Origin of the sequence: Pseudomonas sp. B21-036 (genome assembly GCF_024748925.1) — a bacterium.
Taxonomy (GTDB): domain Bacteria; phylum Pseudomonadota; class Gammaproteobacteria; order Pseudomonadales; family Pseudomonadaceae; genus Aquipseudomonas; species Aquipseudomonas palmensis.
The window spans coordinates 1,538,273-1,559,074 of record NZ_CP087178.1; the positions used below are offsets into that span (position 1 = coordinate 1,538,273).

General features: G+C 64.3%; 17 protein-coding genes. 12 read left to right on the top strand and 5 right to left on the bottom strand.

What is annotated here, in order from left to right; all coding sequences use genetic code 11:
* The first annotated feature begins 34 nt into the window (after positions 1–34).
* From LOY33_RS06975 to LOY33_RS06990, 4 genes are all read left to right on the top strand, one after another.
* Positions 35–991 carry a threonine dehydratase gene (locus LOY33_RS06975; RefSeq protein ID WP_258662357.1) on the top strand — a complete coding sequence of 319 codons (957 nt, stop codon included), beginning with the start codon at positions 35–37 and terminating at the stop codon, positions 989–991.
* Between the two features lie 57 nt (positions 992–1,048).
* On the top strand, positions 1,049–1,303 hold the full coding sequence (locus tag LOY33_RS06980) for a type II toxin-antitoxin system HicA family toxin (protein ID WP_258662358.1): 255 nt from the start codon (positions 1,049–1,051) through the stop codon (positions 1,301–1,303).
* Positions 1,300–1,632, top strand: coding sequence for a type II toxin-antitoxin system HicB family antitoxin (locus LOY33_RS06985; RefSeq protein WP_043864168.1), 333 nt, complete (start codon positions 1,300–1,302; stop codon positions 1,630–1,632). The genes LOY33_RS06980 and LOY33_RS06985 overlap by 4 nt, the downstream gene beginning before the upstream one ends.
* 82 nt (positions 1,633–1,714) lie before the next feature.
* Positions 1,715–2,374 (top strand): LysE family translocator, encoded by a 660-nt coding sequence (locus LOY33_RS06990; protein WP_078481629.1) that lies wholly within the window; start codon positions 1,715–1,717, stop codon positions 2,372–2,374.
* A 194-nt stretch (positions 2,375–2,568) separates the two neighbouring features.
* Here LOY33_RS06990 and LOY33_RS06995 read toward each other — a convergent pair whose 3' ends face one another.
* The 3 genes from LOY33_RS06995 to LOY33_RS07005 are packed head-to-tail and all read right to left on the bottom strand — an operon-like array spanning position 2,569 to position 4,815.
* Positions 2,569–3,348, bottom strand: coding sequence for an AraC family transcriptional regulator (locus tag LOY33_RS06995; protein ID WP_078481628.1), 780 nt, complete (start codon positions 3,346–3,348; stop codon positions 2,569–2,571).
* A 9-nt stretch (positions 3,349–3,357) separates the two neighbouring features.
* Entirely contained in the window at positions 3,358–3,828 is a 471-nt protein-coding gene (locus LOY33_RS07000; RefSeq protein WP_043864165.1) for a MaoC family dehydratase, read from the bottom strand.
* A gap of 42 nt (positions 3,829–3,870) precedes the next feature.
* Positions 3,871–4,815 (bottom strand): alpha/beta hydrolase, encoded by a 945-nt coding sequence (locus LOY33_RS07005; RefSeq protein WP_054914948.1) that lies wholly within the window; start codon positions 4,813–4,815, stop codon positions 3,871–3,873.
* Positions 4,816–5,016: 201 nt separating this feature from the next.
* On the opposite strand from LOY33_RS07005, the gene fadD2 reads away from it, so the two are divergent.
* Both fadD2 and fadD1 read left to right on the top strand, forming a co-directional pair.
* On the top strand, positions 5,017–6,705 hold the full coding sequence (gene fadD2 / locus LOY33_RS07010) for a long-chain-fatty-acid--CoA ligase FadD2 (protein WP_058541533.1): 1,689 nt from the start codon (positions 5,017–5,019) through the stop codon (positions 6,703–6,705).
* 283 nt (positions 6,706–6,988) lie between these two features.
* A complete protein-coding gene (fadD1, locus tag LOY33_RS07015) occupies positions 6,989–8,686 on the top strand; it encodes a long-chain-fatty-acid--CoA ligase FadD1 (protein WP_043864162.1) in 1,698 nt (565 codons plus the stop codon).
* Positions 8,687–8,776: 90 nt separating this feature from the next.
* Here the strand turns inward: fadD1 and LOY33_RS07020 are convergent, their stop codons facing one another.
* Together LOY33_RS07020 and LOY33_RS07025 are read right to left on the bottom strand one after the other, a co-directional pair.
* Positions 8,777–10,084, bottom strand: coding sequence for an FAD-binding oxidoreductase (locus LOY33_RS07020; protein ID WP_258662359.1), 1,308 nt, complete (start codon positions 10,082–10,084; stop codon positions 8,777–8,779).
* A 27-nt stretch (positions 10,085–10,111) separates the two neighbouring features.
* Complete coding sequence (locus tag LOY33_RS07025) at positions 10,112–11,476, bottom strand: glutamine synthetase family protein (RefSeq protein ID WP_088514505.1); 1,365 nt, start codon at positions 11,474–11,476, stop codon at positions 10,112–10,114.
* 444 nt (positions 11,477–11,920) lie between these two features.
* Between LOY33_RS07025 and hrpA the strand changes: the two genes are divergently transcribed.
* The 6 genes from hrpA (at position 11,921) to LOY33_RS07055 (ending at position 20,735) form a co-directional block, all read left to right on the top strand.
* Positions 11,921–15,832, top strand: a complete 3,912-nt coding sequence (gene hrpA / locus LOY33_RS07030; protein ID WP_258662360.1) for an ATP-dependent RNA helicase HrpA — start codon at positions 11,921–11,923, stop codon at positions 15,830–15,832.
* A gap of 194 nt (positions 15,833–16,026) precedes the next feature.
* Positions 16,027–17,148, top strand: a complete 1,122-nt coding sequence (locus tag LOY33_RS07035; RefSeq protein ID WP_043864158.1) for a beta-ketoacyl-ACP synthase III — start codon at positions 16,027–16,029, stop codon at positions 17,146–17,148.
* 12 nt (positions 17,149–17,160) lie between these two features.
* Entirely contained in the window at positions 17,161–17,769 is a 609-nt protein-coding gene (locus tag LOY33_RS07040) for an RNA polymerase sigma factor (RefSeq protein ID WP_043864157.1), read from the top strand.
* Complete coding sequence (locus tag LOY33_RS07045) at positions 17,763–17,996, top strand: anti-sigma factor (protein WP_054914943.1); 234 nt, start codon at positions 17,763–17,765, stop codon at positions 17,994–17,996. The genes LOY33_RS07040 and LOY33_RS07045 overlap by 7 nt, the downstream gene beginning before the upstream one ends.
* A 206-nt stretch (positions 17,997–18,202) precedes the next feature.
* A complete protein-coding gene (locus tag LOY33_RS07050) occupies positions 18,203–19,516 on the top strand; it encodes an OprO/OprP family phosphate-selective porin (RefSeq protein WP_043864155.1) in 1,314 nt (437 codons plus the stop codon).
* A 94-nt stretch (positions 19,517–19,610) separates the two neighbouring features.
* Positions 19,611–20,735, top strand: a complete 1,125-nt coding sequence (locus LOY33_RS07055) for a GNAT family N-acetyltransferase (RefSeq protein ID WP_258662361.1) — start codon at positions 19,611–19,613, stop codon at positions 20,733–20,735.
* The last annotated feature ends 67 nt before the right edge of the window (positions 20,736–20,802 follow it).

Here is a 20,802-nt window from a genome sequence, read left to right on the forward strand (position 1 = left end):
ATCAGGTCAATTCCCCTGGCCATCGAGGTGCCTCATGTTCGACCTGTCCGCCCTGCGCGACGCTGCCCGCCTGGTACACACCCGCGTTCCTGCCACGCCCCAGTACGCCTGGCCGCGCCTGGCCGAACGCGTGGGCTGCCAGGTGTGGGTCAAGCACGAGAATCACGCGCCCACCGGTGCCTTCAAGGTTCGCGGCGGGCTGCTGTACGTGCAGGCGCTGCTGGCGCGCTCACCCACGGTGCGCGGGCTGGTCACCGCCACCCGTGGCAACCACGGGCAGAGCCTGGCGCTGGCGGCGCGCAGTGCCGGGTTGCCGATCATCATCGTGGTGCCCGAGGGCAACTCGCGGGAAAAGAATGCCGCCATGCGCGCGCTGGGTGCGCAACTGGTGGAGCATGGCGCCGATTTCGACCTGGCGCGGGCCGAGGCGGCGCGACTGGCGCAGGTGCACGGCTATGAAAGCGTGCCGCCGTTCCACCCGGACCTGATCCGCGGCGTGGCCACCTACGCGCTGGAGCTGTTCGAGGCCGTACCGGCGCTGGACTGCGTGTACGTGCCGATCGGCATGGGCTCGGGCATCTGCGGGCTGATTCGTACCCGTGACCTGCTGGGGCTGCACACCGAGATCGTCGGGGTGGTGTCCACCGAGGCCGATGCCTTTGCCTCGAGTTTCGAGCAGAACCGCATCGTCACCACCGAAACCGCCAACACCTTCGCCGACGGCATGGCATGCCGCATGCCCTTGCCCGAGGCGTTCGAGATCATCCGCCAGGGCGCGGCGCGGGTGGTGCGCGTCAGCGACCCTGAAATCGCCAACGCCATGCGCATCTTCCACGAAGACACACACAACACCGCCGAAGGTGCCGGTGCGGCGGGGCTGGCGGCGTTGTTGCAGGAGCGCGAGCGCCAGCAGGGGCGCAAGGTGGCAGTGGTGCTCAGTGGCGCCAATATCGACCGGGAGCGGTATGCGCAGGTGCTGGCGGGTCAATGAAAGATCCTGAATGACTCCTTTGGAAAAAATGCTATCTTATTTTGATAGCATTTTCCGATGAACAATCGATATCGAAAGACCCTCGATGCCATTTTTTGGATACCGACCCTTTCTTCTGTGGTCTTCTCCGATATTGAAGCGCTGGTTCTCCATCTTGGGGGGCGGGTCATCGAGCGTGAGGGCTCAAGGCTCAAGCTGGTGCTGGGCGATCAGCAGTGGCGCTGCCACCGCCCGCACCCAGGCAAAGAGGCCAAGCGATATCAGGTTGAAGAAGCCCGTGAATTTCTCTCGCGGGCAGGAGTTCAGGTATGAGCAGCATGACTTACAAGGGCTATTCGGCCCGTGTCGAATACGACGCACGCGACGATATCTTCGTCGGGCGGGTACTCGGGGTTCGAGACATCATCAGTTTTCACGCAAGCTCCGTGAGTGCGTTGCATGAAGCGTTTAGCCTGGCGCTTGAAGACTACCTGGCCGATTGTGCTGAACAGGGCATCGCTCCCGAGAAACCGGCTTCTGGCAAGGTGATGCTGCGTATCCGGCCAGAGGTGCACGCCGCTGCCAGCATCGCGGCGCAGGCTGCAGGCAAGAGTCTCAATCAATGGGCCGATGAGGTCTTCGAGCGGGCCGCGCGGGCCTGAGCACGGCAATTTCTTCCAATACACCACCCTCCCTCACTGAGTCTAATGGCGCCTGCCCTTCATCGTCGGTAGTCGAGCGTTCATGCCATTTTCCAACGGATTTCTTCTCAGCCTGTCGTTGTGCCTGGATATCGGCGTGGCCAATATCGCCATGATCACCCTGGCCATGCAGCGCGGCTTTCTGCAGGGCTTCTGGCTGGGGCTGGGCACCTGTGTGGGGGATCTGATCTATGCCGTGGCGGCATTGCTCGGCATGACCGTGCTGCTGCAGTTCACCAGCGTGCGCTGGGTGTTGTGGGTGGGCGGTTCGCTTTTGCTGGTGTGGTTTGCACTGAAGATGCTGCTGGCCGCCTGGCGCGGCAATGCGCATATGGACACCAGCCAGCAGGTGGTGCGCGAATCGCCCTGGCGCGAGTTTCTGCGCGGCATCTTTCTGGCCATGTCTTCGCCCAGCGCGATCCTGTGGTTTGCCGCGGTCGGCGGGGTGCTGATCTCGCGCTCCGGCGCAGGCGGCATGCTCGAGGCCGGGTTGTTTCTCAGCGGGTTCTTCATTGCCGGGCTGCTGTGGTGCGCGTCGCTGTGCACCTTGGCCAGCCACGGCGGGCGCCTGCTGGGCGACCGTCTGCTGACCTGGTCGTACCTGGCCTCGGCGGGCATCTTCTGCTATTTCGCGGTGTACGTGATCGTATCGGGCTACCGCGAATTCATCCTCGCCGCGCCGGTCGCCGGGGCGGGTCTATAATCAGTCGGTCACCGGCAAGCAGGTGTCGCGCTCAGCGGAGGGCCTGTCATGAAAGGTCTGGATGCGAAAAAATCGGTCAAGAAGAAACCCGCCAAAACCGCCAAGGAAAAACGCACGGCAAAACGTTCCAAGGACGGGACGGCAGGCTTTTTGCCGCATTGACCGGTCAGGGCTGCGCCAGCAGCTCTTTTGCTTTATGAAGGCTTGAACGCCTGCCAGTAATGATGGGGCGTGGCGCCCATTACCCGGCGAAAACTGTTGATGAAATGGCTCTGGTCGTAGAAGCCCAGAAGCTGGGCCACATCCAGCGGGTGCAGGCCGGCGCGCAGGCAACGGCGTGCCTCGATCAGGCGCAGTTGCATGTGGTACTGCAGCGGTGCCAGCCCTGTGGCCTTCTTGAAGCTGCGCACGAAGTGGTACTTGCTCAACCCGGCCACCTGCGCAAGCTCGTCCAGCTCAAGCTTGTGCCCCAGGTGCTGGCGCATGAACTGCAGTGCCTGGGCCAATGCGTGGCTGTATTCGCCGGGCCTGCCGGGCGACTGCTCCAGCCATTGCGCCAGCAGGGCCAACAAGGCTTCCTCCTGATGGCCGGAGTGTGCCGGCGCACGGGCGAAGGCCACGATAGCCTGGCACAGCGAAGGCTGGTCGAACACGCCTTGCTCGAACAGCGGGCTGTTCAGGTTGTTCTGGCTGACCAACCGGGCAATCGCCTCGGGTGCCAGGTGCAGGCTGATGTACTCCACGCCTGCCGGGTCGAAGGTGGAGGCCTGCACCGCCAGCGGGTTGTACAGGGTCACCTGACCCGGCGCCGCCTGCAGCTCACGTCCGTCCAGCCAGATCTGCTCGCAACCGCTCAGGTTAACGCCCAGCACATACTCGTCATGGGCATGACGCGGAAAGCTGGCGGCGCTGGCCCTGACCCAGTAGGCCTCGACCAGGCCGCCCGCCTGCAGGTGCTCGGTCACCAGCGCCATGGGCCGCTATCAGCCGATGGTGATCGGCGGCGGGCTCACCAGGTCGACGCTCTGCTGCTTGCGCGGGGCGAGGATCTCGGCTTCGCCGTCCACCACCAGTTCGTCGTGCTGGTTGAACACGCGGGTGGCAATGCGCACGCGGAACTTGGGCAGCTTCTCGAGGATTTCCAGGCGCACGGTCAGGGTGTCGCCGATCTTCACCGGCTTCTGGAAGCTCATCTGCTGGCCCAGGTAGATGGTGCCGGGGCCGGGCAGTTCGCAGGCCACTGCGGCACTGATCAGCGCGCCGCTGAACATGCCGTGGGCAATGCGTTCCTTGAACATGCTCCTGGCCGCGAATTCGGCATCCAGGTGCACCGGGTTGTGGTCACCGGACATCGCGGCGAACAGCTGGATGTCGCGTTCTTCGACCGTCTTGCTGAAGCTGGCGGTCTGGCCCACTTCGAGGGCTTCGTAAGGCGTGTTGGTGACCTGGGTCATGCAGGCTGTTTCCTTCAAGGTTCGGACAAGGTGCGTACTGTATCACTCGCTGCGGGCCGGGCGACCCTGGGTCAGCGCCTGCTCGAGCCAGGCGATGAGCGCCGCCGTCACCTCGTCACGGTTGGTTTCGTTGAGCAGTTCATGGCGTGCCTGCGGGTAGAGCTGCAATTGCACGCGCTGATTGCCGGCAAGGCGCAGGGCGCCGACCAGATCCTTCAGACGCTTGCCGGCGCTCACCGGATCACATTCGCCGCCCATCACCAGGATCGGCAGGTTGGGATCGATCTGTGCCAGGTGCCGCGGCTGGCTGATGTGTTCCAGGCCCATCAGCAGGTCGACCCACAGGCGGTTGGTGCAGCGAAACCCGCACAGCGGGTCGGCCACGTAGGCGTCGACCTCGGCGCTGTCGCGGCTGAGCCAGTCGAAGGCCGTGCGGTTGGGCTTGAACGCCTTGTTGAACGAACCGAACGACAGCCAGTCGATCAGGGCGCTGCGTCCCAGCGGGCCCTGGCGCCAGGCTTCGAGGCGGGCGATCACGCAGGCCGCGCGGTACAGCGCCGGTGGCTGGAAGTTGGAGCCGCTGAGCACCGCCCCCTGCAGGCTGGCGCTGTGGTGCAGCAGGTAGGCCTGGACGATGTAGCTGCCCATGCTGTGGCCGAACAGGAACAGCGGGGCGCCCGGGTGCTGCTGGCCGATGTGCTGGGCCAGGCTGGCCAGGTCGTTGACCACGCTGTCCCAGCCCTGGTGGCTTGCGAACAGCCCCAGGGTGCCGTGTTCGGCGGTGCGCCCGTGGCCGCGCTGGTCGTGGGCATACAGCGCGAAGCCGGCAGCGCTCAGGGCCTGCCCGAGGCGCTGGTAGCGCCCGGCATGCTCGGCCATGCCATGGGCCAGCAGCACCACGGCCCGGATCGGCGCGGCGGGCAGCCATTGATACACATGCAGGCTGCAATGGTTGCTGGCCGGCAGCCAGAACACGTCGTGGTTCATGGCGGTTCCCTTGCGCAAGTGGCTGATCCTGCAAGTGTATAGCCCATTTGTGTAATTGAACGGATGATGGCAACAAGATTCAGAATGTTAATGACAGGTCTTGGCATGTTTGCCCCCTGCGGCTTAACTGCTAACGTCGGCACACGATGCGATTTTCTGCATGCAGGCAGCCCACAGGCTCAGGAATGAGGACAAGAATAAATGCAAGCTGACTTCTGGAATGACAAGCGCCCCGCGGGCGTGCCCTCACATATCGACCTGACTGTCTACAAGTCGGTGCTGGAGGTGTTCGAGCGCTCCTGCAAGCGCTTCGCCGACCGCCCGGCGTTCACCAACCTGGGCGTCACCCTGACCTACGCCGATCTGGATCGCCAGTCCGCAGCCTTTGCCGGCTACCTGCAACAGCACACCGACCTGGTCCCGGGTGATCGCATCGCGGTGCAGATGCCCAACGTGCTGCAGTACCCGATTGCCGTGTTCGGCGCGATGCGCGCCGGGCTGATCGTGGTCAACACCAACCCGCTGTACACCGCGCGCGAGATGCGCCACCAGTTCAAGGACTCCGGCGCCCGTGCCCTGGTGTACCTGAACATGTTCGGCAAGCTGGTGCAGGAGGTGCTGCCCGATACCGGCATCGAGGTGCTGATCGAGGCGAAGATGGGCGACCTGCTGCCGCTGGCCAAGGGCTGGCTGGTGAACACCGTTGTGGCACGGGTCAAGAAGATGGTGCCGGCGTATCACCTGCCCCAGGCGGTGCCGTTCCGGCAGGTGATGCGCCAGGGCCGTGGCCATGCGCTCAAGCCGGTGCAGGTGACGCTCGATGACGTGGCGGTGCTGCAGTACACCGGCGGCACCACCGGCCTGCCCAAGGGCGCGATGCTCACCCACGGCAACCTGGTGGCCAACATGCTGCAGGTGCTGGCGTGCTTTTCGCAGCTGGGGCCGGACGGGCAGAGAATGATCAAGGAAGGCCAGGAGGTGATGATCGCGCCGCTGCCGCTGTATCACATCTATGCCTTCACCGCGAACTGCATGTGCATGATGGTCACCGGCAATCACAACGTGCTGATCACCAACCCGCGCGACATACCGGGCTTTGTCAAAGAGCTGAAAAAGTGGCGCTTCTCGGCATTGCTGGGCCTGAACACGCTGTTCGTGGCACTGATGGAAAATCCGGATTTCAAGCACCTGGATTTCTCCTCGCTGAAGGTCACCAACTCCGGCGGCACGGCGCTGGTCAAGGCCACTGCCGAGCGCTGGGAGAGCATCACGGGGTGTCGCATCGTCGAAGGCTATGGCCTGACCGAAACCTCGCCGGTGGCCAGCACCAACCCCTACGGCCAGCAGGCGCGCCTGGGTACGGTCGGCATACCGCTGCCCGATACCGCGTACAAGGTGATCGATGATGACGGCAACGAGCTGGCCCTGGGCGAGCGCGGCGAGCTGTGCATCAAGGGGCCGCAGGTGATGAAGGGCTACTGGCAGCGTCCGGACGCCACCGCCGAGGTGCTCGATGCGCAGGGCTGGCTCAAGACCGGCGATATTGCAGTGATCGACCCGGACGGCTTCACGCGCATCGTGGACCGCAAGAAGGACATGATCATCGTGTCGGGCTTCAACGTGTACCCCAACGAGATCGAGGACGTGGTGATGGCGCACCCCAAGGTGGCCAACTGCGCGGCCATCGGAGTGCCGGACGAGCGTTCCGGCGAGGCGGTGAAACTGTTCGTGGTGCCACGCGATGGCGGCGTGAGCGTCGAGGAGCTCAAGGCCTACTGCAAGGCCAACTTCACCGGCTACAAGGTGCCCAAGCAGATCGTGCTGCGCGATTCGCTGCCGATGACCCCGGTGGGCAAGATCCTGCGCCGGGAATTGCGCGATATCGCCTGAAAGCCATTCGCCGGCCAGGCTGGCTCCTACTTTGCCGTGTAGGAGCCGGCCTGGCCGGCGAAGCTTTTGCTGAATAGACCCTTTACTCTAAAAATGACTACTGGGTATTCGTTAGTCATTTATGTGACTTTGCGGCCCACTTTGGCTCTAGGCGCCCTCTGGCAAAGCTGCTACTCTCGGCGCGCTTCTGATGCTTCGGTTTGTAGCAATCCGTCATCACATATCAATAATAATCGCGTCGACTGCGGAGAAGATTTCGCTGTTGCTGGAGGAGTGGGCTTCCATGATCGAACACTTTTGGAAGGATAAGTACCCAGCCGGGGTTGCCTCGCAAATCAATCCTGATGAGTATCCGAACATTCAAGCGGTATTGAAGCAGTCCTGCCAGCGTTTCGCCGACAAGCCGGCGTTCAGCAACCTGGGCAAGACCCTCACCTATGGCGAGCTGTATGAGCTGTCGGGGGCGTTTGCCGCCTACCTGCAGCAGCATACCGACCTGCAGCCCGGTGACCGCATCGCGGTACAACTGCCAAACGTATTGCAATACCCCGTGGCCGTCTTCGGTGCGATGCGCGCCGGGCTCATCGTGGTCAACACCAACCCGCTGTACACCGCGCGGGAGCTGGAACACCAGTTCAACGATTCCGGTGCCAAGGCGTTGGTGTGTCTGGCCAACATGGCCCACCTGGCCGAAAAGGTCGTTCCCAAGACCCAGGTCAAGCACATCATTGTCACCGAAGTGGCCGACCTGCTGCCACCGCTCAAGCGTCTGCTGATCAATAGTGTGATCAAGTACGTGAAAAAGATGGTGCCGGCCTATCACCTGCCCAAGGCCGTCAAGTTCAACGATGCGCTGGCCAAGGGGCAGGGCAAGGCGGTCAACGAAGTCAGCCCCGACAGCGGCGATGTCGCCGTGCTGCAGTACACCGGTGGCACCACGGGTGTGGCCAAGGGTGCGATGCTGACCCACCGCAACCTGGTGGCCAACATGCTGCAATGCCGTGCGCTGATGGGCTCGAACCTGGGCGAGGGCTGCGAGGTCCTGATCACGCCGCTGCCGCTGTACCACATCTATGCCTTCACCTTCCATTGCATGGCGATGATGCTGATCGGCAGCCACAACATCCTGATCAGCAACCCGCGCGACCTGCCGGCGATGGTCAAGGAACTGTCCAAGTGGAAGTTCACCGGCTTCGTCGGCCTGAATACCCTGTTCGTGGCCCTGTGCAACAACGAGACCTTCCGCAAGATGGACTTCTCGGGGCTCAAGCTCACCCTGTCGGGCGGCATGGCCCTGCAGGTGGCGGTGGCCGAACGCTGGAAGAGCGTCACCGGTTGCTCCATCTGCGAAGGCTACGGCATGACCGAGACCAGCCCGGTGGCGGCGGTCAACCCGGCCGAGCACAACCAGATCGGTACCATCGGCATTCCGCTGCCGTCGACCCTGTGCAAGGTGATCGACGACAATGGCAAGGAGCTGGCGCTGGGCGAGATCGGCGAGCTGTGCATCAAGGGCCCGCAGGTGATGAAGGGCTACTGGCAGCGCGAAGAGGCGACCACCGAGATCCTGGATGCCGACGGCTGGCTCAAGACCGGTGATATCGCGGTGATCCAGACCGATGGCTACATGCGCATCGTCGACCGCAAGAAGGACATGATTCTGGTGTCTGGCTTCAACGTTTACCCGAACGAACTCGAAGACGTGCTGGCGACCCTGCCGGGCGTATTGCAGTGCGCCGCCATTGGCGTGCCGGACGAGAAATCGGGCGAACTGATCAAGATCTTCATCGTGGCGCGGCCGGGTGTGACCCTGACCAAGGACCAGGTGATGGAGCACATGCGCGCCAATGTCACGGCGTACAAGGTGCCGCGCCTGATCGAGTTCCGCGATGCCTTGCCGACCACCAACGTGGGCAAGATCCTGCGGCGCGAGTTGCGCGATGAAGAGTTGAAGAAGCTGGGCCTCAAGAAGATCGCCTGAGGTTTAACCTTCGGGCCTCATCGCGGGTCAAGCCCGCTCCCACAAGGACAGTAGTGATCCCTGTGGGAGCGGGCTTGACCCGCGATGTTTTCAACGCAGTTTCTCAAGCATCTGGTAGTACCACATCCCCGCCGCCAGCAATGGGTTGCCCAGCACATCGCCCATCGGCACCTTGATGTGGCTGCAGCCGGCAAAGGTATCGAATCGGCTCAATGTGCCGGTGATCGCTTCGGCCATGATCTCGCCCATGATGTGGCTGGTGGCAATGCCATGCCCCGAATACCCCTGGCAGTACCACACGTTGTCCGACAGCTTGCCCAACTGCGGAATGCGGTTGACCACGATGCCCATCGCGCAGCTCCACTGGAACTCGATCGGCACGCCCTTGAGCGCCGGAAAGGTCGCCTCGATGCACGGGCGCAGCTCCCCCGCGATATCCCGCGAATCACGTCCCGAATAATTGGCCCCGCCACCGAACAGCAGGCGCCCGTCTGCGGTCATGCGGTAATAGTCGAGCACGAAGCGGCAGTCGTACACCGCCAGGTCCTGCGGGTTTAGCTTGCGGGCCAGCTCGCCCAGTGGCGTGGTGGTCACGATGCCGCCCATGGCCGGGAAGATCTTGCCCTTGAGCTGGGGCTTTTCCAGCTTGTGGTACACGTCGCCGGCCAGCATCACCTGGCGTGCGTTGACCCGGCCCTTGGCGGTGACCACCGCAGGTTTGTCGCCATGCACGATCTCCAGCACTTCGGAGTTCTCGAAGATCAGCGCCCCCAGCTGGTGCGCTGCCCGCGCCTCGCCCAGGCACAGGTTGAGCGGGTGCAGGTGCAGGTTGCGCAGGTTCTTCAGCGCGCCCAGGTACAACGGGCTGTCCAGGTGCTGGCGCACCGCCTCGCGGTCGAGCATCTGCACCTGCTCGCCCATGCCGCGCCGCTGGGCTTCGTCGGCGAAGGCCTGCAGTTCGGTCATGTGCGCAGGCTTCATGGCCGCGTGCAGGTGGCCGTGCTTGAGGTCGCAGTCGATGGCGTAGCGTTCGACCCGTTGCTGGATGATGTCGTGGCCGCGAAAGCGCAGTTGCCAGATGAAATCGTCCACGTCATCGCCCAGGCGCTTGCGCATCTGTTTGCGCATGGCCTCGTCACCCGACAGGCTGCCGGTGACCTGGCCGCCGTTGCGCCCGCTGGCGCCCCAGCCGATACGGTTGGTTTCGACGATGGCCACCTTCAGGCCGCGCTCGGCCAGTTCCACCGCGCTGGCCACGCCGGTGAAGCCGCCACCGATGATCACCACGTCGACCTCGACCGTGCCCTGCAGGGTCGAGTACTGGGTGGTGTCGTTCAGGCTGGCGGTGTAGTAGGAGGCGCTGCGCTGGGCGGTGCCGTGGTTGAGGGCTGCATTCATGGGTGTGTTCCTTGAAGAATAGGGGGCTCAGGCCTGGGTCAGGTACCAGCGCCAGTCCTGCTCGCCGACCTCGGCCATGAACTGGCGGTACTCGGCGCGCTTGACCGCCAGGTACACCCCGAGGAAGGCCTCGCCGAACGCTTCGCGCGCCCAGCTGGAGCGCTCCAGCGCGGTCAGCGAGGTCAGCCAGTCGGTGGGCAGCAGCGTCTTGGCCTGGGCGTAGCCGTTGCCCTGCACCGGGGCGCCGGGGTCCAGTTGCTGGCGGATGCCATGGTGGATGCTGGCCAGAATGGCTGCGGCTGCCAGGTACGGGTTGGCATCGGCGCCGCAGATGCGGTGTTCGATATGTCGGGTATTGGCCGGCCCGCCGGGCACGCGCAGGCTCACGGTACGGTTGTCCACACCCCAGGTCGGCGCCAGCGGTGCATAGCTGTTGGCCTGGAAGCGGCGATAGGAGTTGGCGTTGGGGCAGAACAGCAGCAGCGAGTCGAGCAGCATGGCCAACATGCCGCCCACCGACTGGCGCAGCAGGGGCGTGCCGGCCTTGTCTTCGCTGGCGTACAGGTTGTGGCCGGCGGCGTCGGCCAGGCTCACGTGCATGTGCATGCCGGTGCCGGCCAGGTGCTCGAACGGCTTGGCCATGAAGCAGGCCTGCATGCCGTGCTTGTGTGCCACGCCCTTGACCAGGCGCTTGTAGCGCACCGCCTGGTCCATGGCCAGCAAGGCGTCGCCGTGCTCCAGGGTGATCTCCACCTGGCCGGGGGCGTATTCGGAAATCGCGGTACGCGCAGGAATGCCCTGGGCCTTGCAAGCGCTGTACAGGTCGGCCAGAAACGGTTCGATCTGCTCCAGCTCGCGCAGGCCGTATACCTGGGTAGCGCGGGGGCGACCGCCGTCGGTATCCAGTGCCGGTTGCGGGTGGCCCAGGTGATCGCGCTTCTGGTCGAGCAGGTAGAACTCCAGCTCGCAGGCCATTACCGGCTCATAGCCATCGGCCTTGAGCGCGTCGATCACCTTGGCCAGCAGTTGGCGTGGATCGGCGACGGTGGCCGGCAGGCCTTCGCTGGGGTGCATGCTCACCTGCAATGCCGCCGTGGGGATCTGCCGCCACGGCATGCGCACCAGGCTGCCGGCCAGCGGGTATGCGCGGCAGTCGATATCGCCCACGTCCCACACCAGCCCCGAGTTCTCCACATCGTCGCCATTGAGGGTCAGGCCGAGGATGGTGCTGGGTAGCGGCCGCCCGCTTTCATACACGGCCAGCAACTCCTCGCGGTGCAGCAGCTTGCCGCGGGGCACGCCGTTGGCGTCGAGGATGAACAACTCGATCATCTCGATATCGGGGTTGGCGGCCAGGAAATCCTCGGCCTCGGAAACAGGGGCAAACTGCATGGTGCACTCGCTTACGCCGTGATGGCGTACAGGATCGCGCGCCAGTGGGCACGTCGATCGGTCGACAGGGTTGGCCGCAACCGGGCCAGCGGTATCAGTGGGGTGCGAGGGCGGTATCTGGTGGGCGGGCATGGCGGCAATGCCACAAGGCCCAGAACGCGAGGATGCTATTGAACAGCGGATTTTCACCGGGGCGCGCCCGCACCTTCGGGAACGAAGGGCGCATCAGGGGGCGGGGCGTACACGCTGGCAAAGTCATGCACGGATACTCCCACGCGTGGGAAGGTTCATTAAATCGGCCTTTGTATACCTTCAGTTAATCAATGGCTAAACAATGGCCCTGCATGGCGAACCGTGCCGTGGCAGGGCAAATCTGCGACAATCCCCGACCAAACTACGCCGATCATGTGAAAGCAGGCTCACCTGCATTATTAAAAAGACGTCATGACTGACCAGAACGCCGCCATCGAGCAACTGCTGAAAAACCTTGACCACGCCATGATCGCCGAGCGCCATCGGCTGCGTCGGCAACTGCATGACCTGCGCAAGCGCCCCGACGAGGCCAAGCTGGCCCAGTGGGCCGCCCGGGTACAGGCCTCCTGCGATCAGGTCGCCGCGCGCAAGGCCAGCGTGCCGCGCATCCGCTACGACGACAGCCTGCCGATCGCGGCCAAGCGTGACGAAATCAAGAAGGTGCTGGCCGCCCACCAGGTGCTGATCATCGCGGGCGAAACCGGCTCGGGCAAGACCACCCAGTTGCCCAAGATCTGCCTGGAACTGGGCCGCGGCCAGCATGGCCAGATCGCCCACACCCAGCCGCGCCGGATTGCCGCGCGCAGCGTGGCCACCCGCGTGGCCGAAGAGCTGGGTACGCCGCTGGGCGCGCTGGTCGGCTACCAGGTGCGCTTCGAAGACCAGAGCGATGCCAACACCCTGGTCAAGCTGATGACCGACGGTATCCTGCTGGCCGAAACCCAGCACGACCGCTTTCTGGAACGCTATGACACGATCATCGTCGACGAAGCCCACGAACGCAGCCTGAACATCGACTTCCTGCTCGGCTACCTCAAGACCCTGCTGCCTCGGCGCCCCGACCTCAAGGTCATCATCACCTCCGCGACCATCGACCTGGAGCGCTTTTCCAAGCACTTCAACGATGCGCCGATCATCGAGGTGTCCGGGCGTACCTACCCGGTCGAGACCTGGTACCGGCCGCTGACCAGCGAGCAGGACGAGGAGGGCAACCGCGTCGAGGACGATCTGACTGTCGACCAGGCGATCCTGGCCACCCTCGACGAGATTGCCGCCCATGAGCGCAGCATCGGCAAGGGCCCGGGCGACGTGCTGGTGTTCCTGCCCGGCGAGCGCGAAATTCGCGATGCCGCCGAGATGCTGCGCAAGGCACAGCTACGCCACACCGAAATCCTGCCGCTGTATGCACGGCTGTCGCCGGCCGAGCAGCAGAAGATCTTCCAGTCCCATCCGGGGCGGCGCGTGGTGCTGGCCACCAACGTTGCGGAAACCTCGCTGACCGTACCGGGCATCCGCTACGTGATCGACAGCGGCACGGCGCGCATCAGCCGCTACAGTTACCGTGCCAAGGTGCAGCGCCTGCCCATCGAGGCGGTGTCCCAGGCCAGTGCCAACCAGCGCAAGGGTCGTTGCGGGCGGGTCGAACCGGGCATCTGCGTGCGCCTGTACAGCGAGGACGACTTCAATGGTCGGCCCGCCTTTACCGACCCCGAGATCCTGCGCACCAACCTGGCTGCGGTGATCCTGCAGATGCTGCACCTGCGCCTGGGCGAGATCGACGCCTTCCCGTTCATCGAGCCGCCGGATGGCAAGGCCATCAGCGACGGCTTCAACCTGCTGCAGGAACTCTCGGCAGTCAATCGCGAGAACCAGCTGACCCCGCTGGGCCGCCAGCTGGCGCGCCTGCCGGTGGACCCGCGTCTGGGCCGCATGCTGCTCGAAGGCGCCAAGCAGGGCAGCCTGCAGGAACTGCTGATCGTGGCCAGTGCACTGTCGGTGCAGGACCCCCGCGAGCGTCCACCCGAGCGCCAGCAGGCTGCCGACCAGGCCCATGCGCAGTGGAAGGACAGCGACTCGGATTTCGCCGCGCTGGTCAACCTGTGGCGCGGCTTCGAAGAACAGCGCCAGGCCCTGACGGCCAGCCCGCTGCGCAACTGGTGCCGCAAGAATTTCCTGAATTACCTGCGTCTGCGCGAATGGCGCGATGCACACCGGCAACTGAGCCTGATCTGCCGCGACCTGCAGTTGAGCATCAACAAGGAGCCGGCCGACTACCCGCGCCTGCACAAGGCGATTCTGTCCGGGCTGCTCAGCCAGATCGGCCAGAAGACCGAGGACGGCGACTACCTGGGCGCGCGCCAGCGGCGCTTCTGGGTACACCCGTCCTCGGGCCTGGGCAAGAAACGCCCGCAATGGCTGATGACCGCCGAACTGGTCGAGACCACCAAGCTGTATGCGCGCATGGTGGCCAAGATCGAGCCGGACTGGATCGAGCCGCTGGCCGGGCACCTGATCAAGAAGAACCACTTCGAACCGCACTGGGAGAAGAAGCGCGGCCAGGTGGTGGCCTTCGAGCAGGTCACGCTGTACGGCATGATCGTGGTCGGCCGGCGCCCGGTGCACTACGGGCCGATCGACCCGCAGGCCTCGCGCGAGCTGTTTATCCGTCAGGCCCTGGTGGGCGGTGAGATCCAGTCGCGGGCCAAGTGCCTGGCAGCCAACACGCGCCTGCTCGAGCAGCTCGACGAGCTGGAGGCCAAGGCCCGCCGGCGCGACATCCTGGCTGATGAAGAGACCCTGTACGCCTACTACGAGGCGCGCCTGCCGGCCGAGATCCACCAGACCGCGACCTTCGACAGCTGGTACCGCGTCACCAGCCAGAAAGACCCGCAGTTGCTGATCATGCGCGAAGAGGACGTGCTGGCCCGCGAGGCCAGTGAAGTCACCGCCACGCAGTACCCCGATACCCTGCGCATCGGCGACCTGAGCCTGGCGCTGAGCTATCACTTCGAGCCCAACCACCCCCGCGACGGCGTTACCGTGAGGGTGCCGGCGCCGCTGCTGCCCAGCCTGCCGGGCGAGCGCCTGGAATGGCTGGTGCCGGGGTTGCTGGAAGCCAAGTGCATTGCGCTGGTACGCAACCTGCCCAAGGCCTTGCGCAAGAACTTCGTGCCGGTGCCCGACTTCGTCAAGGCCGCCTTGCAGCGCATGACCTTCGCCGACGGCTCGCTGCCCCAGGCGCTGGGCCGCGAACTGCTGCGCATGACCGGTGCGCGGGTCAGCGACGAGGCCTGGGCCGAGGCGGCTGCGCAGGTGGAAGGCCATTTGCGCATGAACATCGAAGTGGTCGATGCCCAGGGCAAGTTCCTGGGTGAAGGCCGCGACCTGACCGAGCTGACGGCGCGCTTCGTTGCTGCCAGCCAGGCCGCGCTGGCCGTGCCGCAATCGGCCAAGGCCCAGCAGCCGGTGCAAGCCAAGGTGTTTGCCGAGGTGGCCCAGACCGCCCAGCAGAAGATCGCCGGGCTGTCTATGACGGTGTACCCGGCGCTGGTGGAAGAGGGCGGTACGGTCAAGGAAGGGCGCTTCTCGACCCAGGCCGAAGCCGAGTTCCAGCACCGCCGAGCCTTGCAGCGGCTGCTGCTGCAGCAACTGGCCGAGCCGGCGAAGTTCCTGCGCGGCAAGCTGCCGGGGCTGACCGAACTGGGCCTGCTGTACCGCGAGCTGGGGCGTGTCGATGCGCTGGTCGAGGACATTCTGCTGGCCAGCCTGGATACCTGCATCCTCGACGGCGAGAGCAGCCTGCCGCGCGACGGTGCCGGGCTTGCTTCGCTGGCCGAACGCAAGCGCGGCCACTGGGCCGATCACGCCGAGCGCCTGGCCCGCCTGACCCTCGAGATACTCAAGCTCTGGCACGGTCTGCAGAAGCGCTTCAAGGGCAAGATCGACCTGGCCCAGGCCGTGGCGCTCAACGACATCAAGCAGCAACTGGCCAACCTGGTGTACGCGGGGTTTGTGCGGGAAACCCCGGGCATCTGGCTCAAGGAACTGCCGCGCTACCTCAAGGCAGTGGAGCTGCGTCTGGAAAAACTCGGTTCGCAGGTGCAGAAGGACCGCGTGTGGAGCGGCGAACTGAGCGGTCTGTGGGCACAGTACAAGGCGCGTGCCGACAAGCATGCCCAGGAGGGCAAGCGCGACGAGCAACTGGTGCTGTACCGCTGGTGGATCGAGGAATACCGCGTGTCGCTGTTTGCCCAGCAGTTGGGTACCAAGGTACCGATTTCCGACAAGCGCCTGGCCAAGCAATGGAGTCTGGTGGAAGCCTAATCCCCGGAACTTGTGGCACACTTGGCGAACTTCGCTACCGTGTCAGGTACCTGCCACGGTAGCTACAGAATGCAGCACAGCGTACTGCCCCGCTTGCCGGGTGCATTGCCTGTATTAATTGGTACTTTCGTGCCATTTGACCGACAGAACAGGCCGTTGCCCGGCAGGCAGCGGCCCCGAACAGAGGAACGACCGTGCATAACGTCGTCATCAGCGGCACCGGCCTGTACACCCCGGCCAACAGCATTTCCAACGAAGAGCTGGTCGAGTCTTTCAACACCTATGTGCAGCAGTTCAACGCCGACAATGCCGCTGCCATCGAACGGGGCGAAGTGCAGGCACTGGCCGAGTCGAGCGCTGCGTTCATCGAGAAGGCCTCGGGCATCAAGAGCCGCTTCGTGATGGACAAGGCCGGCATCCTCGATCCGCAGCGCATGAAGCCGCGCCTGCCGGAGCGCAGCAACGACGAGCCGTCGATCCTCTGCCAGATGGGCGTGGCAGCCGCCGAACAGGCCCTGGCGCGTGCCGGGCGCACCGCAGCCGATGTCGACGCGGTCATCGTCGCCTGCTCCAACCTGCAGCGCCCTTACCCGGCCATCGCCATCGAAGTGCAGCAGGCTTTGGGCATCGCCGGTTTCGGTTTCGACATGAACGTGGCGTGTTCGTCGGCGACCTTCGGCATTCAGGTCGCCTGCAACAGCGTGCAACTGGGTCAGGCCCGTTCGGTGCTGGTGATCAGCCCCGAGATCTGCACCGGCCACCTGAACTTCCGTGACCGTGACAGCCACTTCATCTTCGGCGACGCCGCCACGGCGGTGCTGGTCGAACGTGCCGACCTCGCTACCTCGGCGCACCAGTTCGATATCGTCAGCACCAAGCTGCTGACCCAGTTCTCCAACAACATCCGCAACAACTTCGGCTTCCTCAACCGCGCGGCGGAAGAGGGTATCGGTGCGCCGGACAAGCTGTTCGTGCAGGAAGGCCGCAAGGTGTTCCGCGAGGTGTGCCCGATGGTGGCCGAGCTGATCGGCCAGCACCTGAGCGAAAACAACCTCAACGTCAGTGACGTCAAGCGCTTCTGGCTGCACCAGGCCAACCTGAGCATGAACCACCTGATCGTCAAGAAGCTGCTGGGCCGCGACGCGCTGGTCGAGGAGGCCCCGGTGATTCTCGATACCTACGCCAACACCAGTTCGGCCGGCTCGGTGATCGCGCTGCACAAGCACCAGGACGACCTGCCCAAGGGTGCCCTCGGGGTGCTCAGTTCGTTCGGTGCCGGCTACTCGATCGGCAGCGTGATCCTGCGCAAACGTTGATCGCCCACGCCAGTGACGGCTGACGAACAGCGCTTGCTCGACCGCTTGCTGGCGGGAGAGCAGCGCGCGTTCGCCGAACTGGTTCAGACCTGCCAGGGCGCCATGCGCGCGGTGGCCTATGCCATCGTCGGCGAACGTGGCGCCGACGAGGTGGTGCAGGATGCCTGGCTGGCGGCGGTACGCGGTCTGGCGGGCTTCCAGCGCCGCTCCAGCCTCAAGACCTGGTTGCTGACCATCACCGCCAATACGGCCAAGACCCGTTACCGGCAAAACCGCCGCGAGGTGCTGCTCGACGACCTGCCGGCCCCCCATGGCAGCATCGACGACGCGCGTTTCGCCAGCGACGGTCACTGGCTGCTGGCGCCTTCGGCTTGGCACGAAGACAGCCCCGAGGCCCTGCTCAGCCAGGAGCAGTTGCGCGAATGCCTGGAGCACACCCTGCTCAGCCTGTCGCAACTGCAGAGCAGTGTGCTGTTGTTGCGTGAGCGCCAGGGCCTCGAACTGGTGGAAATCTGTAATCTGCTCGACCTGTCGCTCTCCAATGTACGTGTGCTGCTGCACCGTGCACGCCTCAAGGTCTTCGCGACCCTGGAACATTTCGAGGACACCGGCCAATGCTGACCTGCAAGCAACTGGTCGCCTGCTCCAGTGATTACCTGGACGGGCAACTGACCCTGGGCGAGCGCCTGATGACGCGCCAGCACCTGCTGTTCTGTCGCAATTGTCGTCGCTTCATCAAGCAGTTGCGCCTGGCCCAGGCAACCCTCAAGGCGCTGCCGCCGGCGCCTGTGGAGGGGGCCGAGGCCCTTGCGGCGCGGCTGGCCGCTGAGCGCCGGGCAACGCGCTGAAACCCCGCAACCAGCCCTGCAACGGGGCAGATTGTCTTATTCACATTCGAAGTAAAAAGTTCCCCTGTCACTAAATATTTATCTAACAGCCACTGATCTGAAATAACCCCCCGCCAAGATTCGTCCCCAGCACAAGTGGCCTGAGCCGCGTGTTTTTTCAACGTAATCAAGACCATAAACGTTATGAACGTAGGGGAGTTCCTTCGATGATCCGTAAGCACTTCGCAGGTTTCGCAGCCAGCGCCTTGGCAATGGCCGTTACCGCCCAGGCTTTCGCGGGCACCGTGACTACTGACGGCGCCGATATCGTAGTCAAGACCAAGGGTGGCCTGGAGGTCGCTACCGCTGACAAGGAATTCAGCTTCAAGCTGGGTGGCCGGGTCCAGGCCGACTACAGTCGCTTCGACGGTTTCTACACCAAGAACGGCGATACCGCCGATGCGGGCTACTTCCGCCGTGCCTACCTGGAACTGGGCGGTGTGATGTACACCGACTGGGCCTACCAGATCGCCTACGACTTCTCGCATAACTCCGGTGGCGACAACCGTTCCGAAGACGGTTACTTCGACGAAGCGTCGCTGGCCTACAACGGCTTCAAGCCGGTATCGATCAAGGTCGGTCGCTTCGACCCCGAGTTCGGCCTGGAAAAAGCCACCAGCTCCAAGTGGGTGACTGCCCAGGAGCGAACCGCTGCCTACGACCTGGTGGACTGGACCAACTCGCACAACGGCGGCTTCGGTATCCAGGCATCGGGTAACGCCGGTGACTCGCTGTACGGTTCGGCCGGCCTGTTCGCCAAGGACGCCACCAACCAGGACAAGGACGGCGACAGCTCCAAGCAGTTCAACCTGCGCGGTGTGTTCGCACCGATGCACGAGGCCGGCAACGTACTGCACGTTGGCCTGAACTACGCCCAGCGCGACCTTTCCGACACCGCGTTCGACGGCCGTATCCGCAGCCGCCTGGGCATGCGTGGGGTGAGCACCGACGGTGGCCAGGACGCCGGCAACAACGGCAACCGCCTGGTGCTGGGCGGCAACGCCACCACCCCGGCCGGTGCCTACGACACCGACAAGGCCTGGGGCCTGGAAGCCGCCTACGCGCTGGGCCCGTTCTCGGTGCAGGGCGAGTACATCAAGCGTGATGTTCAGGCAGACGACTCGGCCTTCTCCGACATCAAGGCCAAGGGTTACTACGGCCAGGTGGCCTACACCATCACCGGTGAAGCGCGTGGCTACAAACTCGGCAAGTTCGACAGCATCAAGCCTTCCAACAAGCAGATTGGTGCGTGGGAAGTGTTCTACCGCTACGACCACCTGAGCGTCGACGACAACAACGGCGCATTTGCCGACATCGGTGACGTGGAAGCCAAGGTGCACAACCTGGGTGTGAACTGGTACGCCAACGAGTCGATCAAGCTCAGCGGCGTGTACGTCAAGGCCAAGACCGACAACGCGCAGAACGCTGCCGGCGACGACAGCGGCGACGGTTTCGTGATGCGCGCGCAGTACGTGTTCTAAGCGTTACCCCTGCAACACACTCCTTCATCCGTTAGATCTTCGCCCCGCACCTGCGGGGCTTTTTTTTGCTCGCACGAGGGGGCAGACTGCGCGCATGCCCATCTCAATTCTGCCGCACCTTGCCGATATCGACGCCGCCACCTGGGATGCCCTGGTGCCGGATGCCCAGCCGTTCCTGCGCCATGCCTTCCTGCGCAGCCTGGAAGACAGCGCCAGCGTCACCCCACGCACCGGCTGGGCACCGGCCCACCAGGTCCTGACGGACACTCAGGGCCAGGTGCGGGCGGCCATGCCGGCCTACGTGAAGACCCATTCGTTCGGCGAGTACGTGTTCGATCACGGCTGGGCCGACGCCTGCGACCGCGCCGGTATCGACTATTACCCCAAGCTGCTGTGCGCGGTGCCGTTTTCACCGGTCAGCGGCGCGCGCCTGCTGGGTGACGCGCAGGCGGCGGGTGAGCTGATCGACGGCGTCAGCGATGCTTTGCTCGAACAGGGGCTGTCGGGCCTGCACGTGAACTTCACCGACCCGGCCAGCGACGAAGTATTGCGTGGGCGTGGGGGCTGGATGGAGCGCCTGGGGTGTCAGTTTCACTGGCGCAACCAGGGTTATCGGGACTTCCAGGATTTTCTCGACAGCCTCAGTTCGCGCAAGCGCAAGCAGATGCGCAAGGAACGCGAGCAGGTGGCGGGGCAGGGTATCGAGTTTCAGTGGTACCACGGTCATGAGCTGAGTGAGGCACAGTGGGATTTCGTGTACGCATGCTATGCCAACACCTACGCCGTGCGCCGCCGTGCCCCGTACCTTACCCGGGCGTTTTTCAGCCTGCTGGCCGAACGCATGCCCGCGTCGATCCGCGTGGTGATGGCGCATCAGGGCGGGCGGGCGGTGGCGATGGCGTTCAGCCTGGTGGGCGGTGACAGCCTGTATGGGCGCTATTGGGGCTGCCTGGCGGAGTTCGATCGGTTGCATTTCGAGACGTGCTTCTATCAGGGCATGGACGTTGCCATTGCCGAAGGGTTGCAGCGTTTTGATGCCGGGGCGCAGGGCGAGCACAAGCTGATTCGCGGGTTCGAACCGGTGATCACGCGGTCCTGGCATTACTTGCTGCATCCGGGGTTGAAGGCGGCCGTGCAGGACTTTCTGGCGCAGGAGCGGGTGGGGGTGCTGGGGTATGCCGAGGAGGCGCGTACGGCGCTGCCCTTCAGGCAAGTCTGAACGCCAAGCCCGCTCCCGCAGGCGCAGTGAAATCCCTGTGGGAGCGGGCTTGACCCGCGATACCGTC

What these genes read in the sequence shown, in the direction of transcription:
- LOY33_RS07050 (WP_043864155.1), top strand. Translation starts at nt 18,203, where the DNA reads ATGATCCGTAAGCACTTCGCAGGTTTCGCAGCCAGCGCCTTGGCAATG.
- LOY33_RS06980 (WP_258662358.1), top strand. Translation starts at nt 1,049, where the DNA reads ATGAACAATCGATATCGAAAGACCCTCGATGCCATTTTTTGGATACCG.
- hrpA (WP_258662360.1), top strand. Translation starts at nt 11,921, where the DNA reads ATGACTGACCAGAACGCCGCCATCGAGCAACTGCTGAAAAACCTTGAC.
- LOY33_RS06975 (WP_258662357.1), top strand. Translation starts at nt 35, where the DNA reads ATGTTCGACCTGTCCGCCCTGCGCGACGCTGCCCGCCTGGTACACACC.
- fadD1 (WP_043864162.1), top strand. Translation starts at nt 6,989, where the DNA reads ATGATCGAACACTTTTGGAAGGATAAGTACCCAGCCGGGGTTGCCTCG.
- LOY33_RS06985 (WP_043864168.1), top strand. Translation starts at nt 1,300, where the DNA reads ATGAGCAGCATGACTTACAAGGGCTATTCGGCCCGTGTCGAATACGAC.
- LOY33_RS07045 (WP_054914943.1), top strand. Translation starts at nt 17,763, where the DNA reads ATGCTGACCTGCAAGCAACTGGTCGCCTGCTCCAGTGATTACCTGGAC.
- fadD2 (WP_058541533.1), top strand. Translation starts at nt 5,017, where the DNA reads ATGCAAGCTGACTTCTGGAATGACAAGCGCCCCGCGGGCGTGCCCTCA.
- LOY33_RS06990 (WP_078481629.1), top strand. Translation starts at nt 1,715, where the DNA reads ATGCCATTTTCCAACGGATTTCTTCTCAGCCTGTCGTTGTGCCTGGAT.
- LOY33_RS06995 (WP_078481628.1), bottom strand. Translation starts at nt 3,348, where the DNA reads ATGGCGCTGGTGACCGAGCACCTGCAGGCGGGCGGCCTGGTCGAGGCC.
- LOY33_RS07055 (WP_258662361.1), top strand. Translation starts at nt 19,611, where the DNA reads ATGCCCATCTCAATTCTGCCGCACCTTGCCGATATCGACGCCGCCACC.
- LOY33_RS07020 (WP_258662359.1), bottom strand. Translation starts at nt 10,084, where the DNA reads ATGAATGCAGCCCTCAACCACGGCACCGCCCAGCGCAGCGCCTCCTAC.
- LOY33_RS07000 (WP_043864165.1), bottom strand. Translation starts at nt 3,828, where the DNA reads ATGACCCAGGTCACCAACACGCCTTACGAAGCCCTCGAAGTGGGCCAG.
- LOY33_RS07005 (WP_054914948.1), bottom strand. Translation starts at nt 4,815, where the DNA reads ATGAACCACGACGTGTTCTGGCTGCCGGCCAGCAACCATTGCAGCCTG.
- LOY33_RS07025 (WP_088514505.1), bottom strand. Translation starts at nt 11,476, where the DNA reads ATGCAGTTTGCCCCTGTTTCCGAGGCCGAGGATTTCCTGGCCGCCAAC.